General features: G+C 46.2%; 4 protein-coding genes. All 4 read right to left on the bottom strand.

Annotated elements, in window-relative coordinates; genetic code table 11:
* Window positions 1-1,772, bottom strand: a 1,772-nt coding sequence (locus WBA23_RS12200) for a hypothetical protein (protein ID WP_424582558.1), incomplete at its 3' end; no start/stop codon positions are given.
* A complete protein-coding gene (locus WBA23_RS12195; RefSeq protein WP_424582557.1) occupies window positions 1,769-2,830 on the bottom strand; it encodes a PorP/SprF family type IX secretion system membrane protein in 1,062 nt (353 codons plus the stop codon). The genes WBA23_RS12195 and WBA23_RS12200, both read right to left, overlap by 4 nt.
* Entirely contained in the window at window positions 2,830-3,891 is a 1,062-nt protein-coding gene (locus WBA23_RS12190; protein ID WP_424582556.1) for a hypothetical protein, read from the bottom strand. The genes WBA23_RS12195 and WBA23_RS12190 overlap by 1 nt, the downstream gene beginning before the upstream one ends.
* Before the next feature lie 69 nt (window positions 3,892-3,960).
* Window positions 3,961-5,345: hypothetical protein (locus tag WBA23_RS12185; RefSeq protein ID WP_424582555.1), on the bottom strand; the 1,385-nt coding region annotated here is incomplete at its 5' end.

The raw sequence follows: 5,345 nt of genomic DNA, 5'->3' as shown, positions 1-5,345 counted from the left end.
ATCCACTGCTGCTGTTCTGAAGGAAGTAGGTCATACTGAAAATTATCAACTTCTACTGATGCATCGTACTGGTTAAGTAGCGATTCGCGTAGCAAAACGCGCGCAACTCGCTTAACTTTTTCTTTTTCTTCGGAAGGAAGGGTGCTGTACCACTGGTAAACTTCATCGGGCCACGTTATCACCTGAAAGTTCTGCAAAAACATACGTTGGCTTTTCACCAACCACTGCAAATTTTCCCCGTAAAGTGTAGCTAACTGCTGGGCTTCTTCAATTTCCGCCAGGATAGGTGCCCCCTCTTCCTGTAAGGTTTCGAAGATACGTCGGGTTGCTGCTTGCCTAAGAGACTTCTGCTCTTCGCTAGATAGAACCTGAAAGAACTGTGGTTGATTTTCCTCTCCCGAGCTTTCCGATAGTTGGATTAATCGGTTAGCCAAATTTGCCCACTGCGACTGGCTACTGAATGCCAATAATAAGCTTTTCTTATCAGCAGATAATTGATATTCGTAGATGTCAAAACCAGTGCTACTACCTCCCCGGTTAGAGGTAAGATACCCCGTACGGTCATTGGTCCAGAAGTAGGTGTCATCGTAGGAGGAGTTTAGTGGCTTTCCCAGATTTACTACGGGGCTAGATACTACCGAGAGGGGGTGCGATACTAGAAATAGATCGTAGCCGCCCCAGCCGGGGTGCCCATTAGAGGCAAAAAATAGCGCTTTCTGTTCGCTATTCCAGTAAGGAGAGGTTTCTTGGAAGGGAGTATTAACCAATGAGCCAAGATTGATAGGTGCTTGCCATTCATTTTGTTGGCGAACACTCATCCACAGGTCATGTTCGCCGTAGCCACCGGGCCGGTCGGAAGAGAAGAACAGTGTGTCGCCGGAAGCAGAAATAGCCGGATGCTTTACCGTATACTGGGGAAGGTTAATTGGTTCGGGCAGTAACTGAGGTGTGTCCCATTTTCCGTTGCTACGCTCGCTAACGTACAATTGATAGTATCCCTTGTTGAATCGGCAGAAGTAGTAAGTGTTTCCGTCTGAACTTATCGACCCCGGACCTTCGTCGGTGGTGGTATTAAGTGTTTCAAAATTGTGTAGCGAAGTACGATTTCGCCATTGATTAGAATCTAGCAAGAAAATAAAGTTGTCGCTAAATGCCCCACCGTGCTGCTGATGGGAAATCAACCCTTTGCTTTCGGATCGGGTAGAGGTTACTACCAGTTGATGCGGGTTTTGGTAAGGAGTAGCGGCAAAATCATGCTGAGTGGTATTAACCGGACTAGGCAAGCGAGTAATTTGAATATCCTCGGTCGTCATTCGAGGTACTTCTCTAGCTTTCGCTATTCCCTGAAGCTCAATGTTAGCCTTCAAAAGCCAGTACGCCGACTGTTCTATGCCTCTATCAGCCTTAGTAAATGCACGAAAGTACTTCTCCGCTTCTTGGTAGTTGCTAAGCGACTTATATGTAGCACCTAAATAAAATTCTAACAGAGGGTACTTGGTTGCTTCGCTGGCTTGAACCTGCTGATAGTGATTTAAAGCCTCCTCGTATTTAAACAAATAGCGGAAGCAGTCGGCTAAATAATAATGAGCTTCACTATGCGTGCTGTCAATAGAAAGCACCTTCTGGTAGAGATCAACTGCTTCAAAGAATTGACCCTGATCGTACTTTTCAAAGGCAGATCGTAACAATGGCCGGATAGGATTGGACTTACCCCAACTTAAGATTGGCACTACCACTAGCACCATGAACGTAATTGGTAGCAGTCTCTTCATATTAGCGGGGTAGAACGTCGGTGATGAGATGATTTCTTGGAAGGAACCGTGAATGTCAAAGAAACTTCCCAAGCAGTGCCCGCATTATAATAATCAAGTCCGGGATTACGAGAAAAATCAGCACTGATGGCCAACTGTATACCTTGATGAAGTACCCCGCCCGAAACGGCAATAGCGTCGCCCCAACGGTACCAGAGCCCCCCAATTAGCAGTGATTCTGCCCGTCTTCTGTTGGTTCTGATTCGGTATTGCCCGTAGGCGCCAATACTTAGATGATAATTGTGCTGCTGCCAAACAACAATTGCTTGCGGGTGTATCTTCCAGTAGTATTGGCTGTATGAGGCTCCGCCGTGCCAAGTGAACGTCATTGGTGCGGGGCGGGCTTGGTCGGTAAACGATACATTGGGCCGGTTCATATCCGAGAACGATAGACCACTCATCCACTGCCAAGGACTCATCAATGTATTTTTGAAGCTATTGTACGACCAAACGATGCCCGCCTCAACCGACATATAGCCCAAGCGGTTGCGAATAAGGCGCACCGAAGGATTTATGCTAGGGTTGTAACCAATGTTAGGATCATACTGCGATCCCCACCGAATACTCCCAAAATCTAGCGATTGTTGTAAGTAGCTTGTTGCGATCCCTAGCGAGATAACGTGCTTTTGGCGAGAATCTAGTGGAAGGTTATAAGCCCCAGCTAACTGAACTTCAGTGTGGGTTAGCCATCCTTGCACTCCAGCTTTGGCCCGGGTAAAAGCCACCCCTAAACCTCCGGTCTGAATTCGGGGAGAGTAAGGGTGGATAATTGGGTAGATAGCAGAAGCAATGTTAATAGGATACTGATGAGCGGCCGTGTTCCACTGGGAGCGGTGCTGAACGGCTACCATTGGGCGGGTTGAACTGCCCACCAGAGCCGGATTGATATTGATAGGCGAAACGTAGTACTGGCTCATTGGAATTTGCTGGGCCAGGGTAACAGAGTAAGTAGCCACCAATCCCAACAATAAGAACAGCTTATGCCAATATAGCGGTATAGTAACTGAAGCATTTACCACTAAAATTTTATAATTGTATCGGAGTGTAGAAACGGATTACCCGATAAGAACTGTCCGGATACTACGTAGCGAAACTGAGCTGGCGAAGAACCCAAGGTAGTCCATCCGACGGTTGTGGCTTCTTCTACTGACGTAGTTTGGTAAAGCCACCTCCCCCAAGAATCTTGAATACCAAAAGTAAAGTTGTTGTGCGATAAATAGCGCCCGTAAACTTTGATAACTCTATCTTCCGGATCAGGTGCTTCAGAAGAAAATGCGTTGGGTATATAAACTTCTTCTTCCGACTCATTGAAGGCAAAGCCTACCGAAATCCAGGGAAGGGCGGTAGGCGACGTACTGGAAAGTGTAATGCTGGGTAAGTTCAGTTGCGGTAGTTCACTATCGAGTACACTTCTTGTTTGGTCTGAGGTATTACCGGCTGTGATACGTAGTTGTTCAGGATAGAACTTATGATCTGGGTTTTGGCTTAAGAATGTCACCGTAACGGGCGAGCCTTCGTAGCTTCCGGCTAATGGAGTTTGTGACCAAATGGGCCGGTTTGTAATTGGAACGTACCGTACTTGCACCAGCGGGCGGTCTCCTCGAACATCAGTAAGCGTTAGCGGGGCGTATTCGCTTTGAGTGCCTACCGGGAAAAATTTGCTGCCCGTACCTCGGTGACTAACCCCACCCCACACGTAAGAAGCATCGTTACTTTGGATAATCGTGGCTGATTCAGCTAGGGCTAGCCGATGTTGGTTATCAACCCGTAACAATCCTTGCTCCAAATGTAATTGGCTGCTAACCTCAATAGTTCCTTCCAAAGATTTTATTCCACCTCCGGCAACGCGCAATTGGGCTATAGTTAAAGCATCGCTCAGTATGCGCTGGTTTCTACCTCTTAGTACTATAGTAGAAGTAGAGGCTTCGTAATTGCCGTAGTTCAGTAGGTCTTCTTCAATAAATAAACTACCCTGTTGAACAACAGTACCGTAGTTGATTAACGAAGCATTAGATGAAATTAAAGCATCTATGCCATTTACCTTGAAAGAACCTTGTTGCACAGTTATTTGAGCAGACATAGGCAACGTCGGTATTAACGAAACAACTAGAGTAGTTATATAGCATAGTTTACTCATAGACTTTGCCATTTAATCTTTTATATCTTGCCACTTAATTTTTCCATTACTTGTATCCAAAAGTCGGTAATACAACTTCTCTTCATCGCGGCTATAATAAAAATCTCCTATCGCACCGATATCATCACCTTCTTCTGGTTCCTCATCACCAATGTACAATAGTGGTGTACGGTAAGTTAATCCAGTAATACCACCCGTATTCACCGGGGCATTTGGAATAGCTCCGAATCCACCCTGAGCAGCCCAACTACCGCCCTGCTTGAAATACACAATATCACTAGTGGTATCGTAGTAAAAATCGCCATTAATGGCAGTAGCCGGATTAAGAGCAGTGGGCGCACCACTGCCGGAATACCACTGTTCTCCTCCTGCTGCTGCACCAGCGGGAATCCAATTGGAACCATCCCAGGTAAGTACTTGATTATTTGAAGGGGCAGTAGTACTTACGGGGCGGCCTTGCAAACCTTCTACTGTAGTGCTACCATTAGCCGCTAGAGCAATATCACCACTTACTGTCTGAGCGGTAGCCTGCGTGCCCTGTCCAATAAGAATCTCACCACTGGCGGTATTAGTGGTTTGTAAGCTTCCGTTGGCCGCTTGAGTTAATCCGCCGCCCGCAACATTGCTGTTAATTTTAGTCCGCGTCACCGCGTCGTCAGCCAATTTAGCCGAAGTGACCGCATTGTCGGCTAATTTACTGGTAGTAACCGCCTGATTGAGAATCTTCGCCGTAGTTACCGCATCTACGTTAATCGTCATGGTACCATCGGTGTTGAGAGTAATATCTCCCGATAATTCCACTGGAGTGGCTACCCCAGAGGAATTTCCTACCAGTACGTGGCTGTCGGGTAAGGCTTTTCTCTGGAATCTAGATAAGTCAATAGCCAGATCGTTTCCTCCCTCTTGAACGCGTAATATATCGCTAGCATCCAGATTAGCTGAAGTAATGGTTTCATTGGTAGCATTATTATCATTGTCTGCCACCGAAAAAGAAGTGTTGTTACCTCCGGCAATAGTTATGGTTACGTCATTAGCTACCTTATTATTAGATAATGTCTGACTATCCGTATTGGTACCGCCTATGCCACTCAAGTCCACATTATTACCACTACTAATAGATAGGGTATTTCCTGTTAGAGAAAGGGTCTGTTGGTCAGTATTATCTAAGTAGGGGCTTAAATTTACGGTGGTAGCTAAGGTATTGTTAGTAATTTGTAGGTCATTACCACTGAGCGACAAATCCTGGATTTCGTTAGCCGGGTCACTATCGGCATCATTCACCAGATCGGTACTGCCAACAGTAAAGTTTGGGTACGTTCCACCAATAGTCACTGGGCCACTTCCAGTAAGGCTCAAGGTTTGATCGGGGGCCGTATTAATAACCTCATTGCTTCCGT

This window comes from Tunicatimonas sp., from assembly GCF_049647865.1.
Lineage (GTDB): Bacteria > Bacteroidota > Bacteroidia > Cytophagales > Cyclobacteriaceae > Tunicatimonas.
This window is presented reverse-complemented; position numbering and strand designations above follow the sequence as displayed.

Bases quoted from the DNA above. Each gene is read 5' to 3' on its own strand.
- WBA23_RS12190 (WP_424582556.1), bottom strand. From the start codon at position 3,891: ATGTCTGCTCAAATAACTGTGCAACAAGGTTCTTTCAAGGTAAATGGC.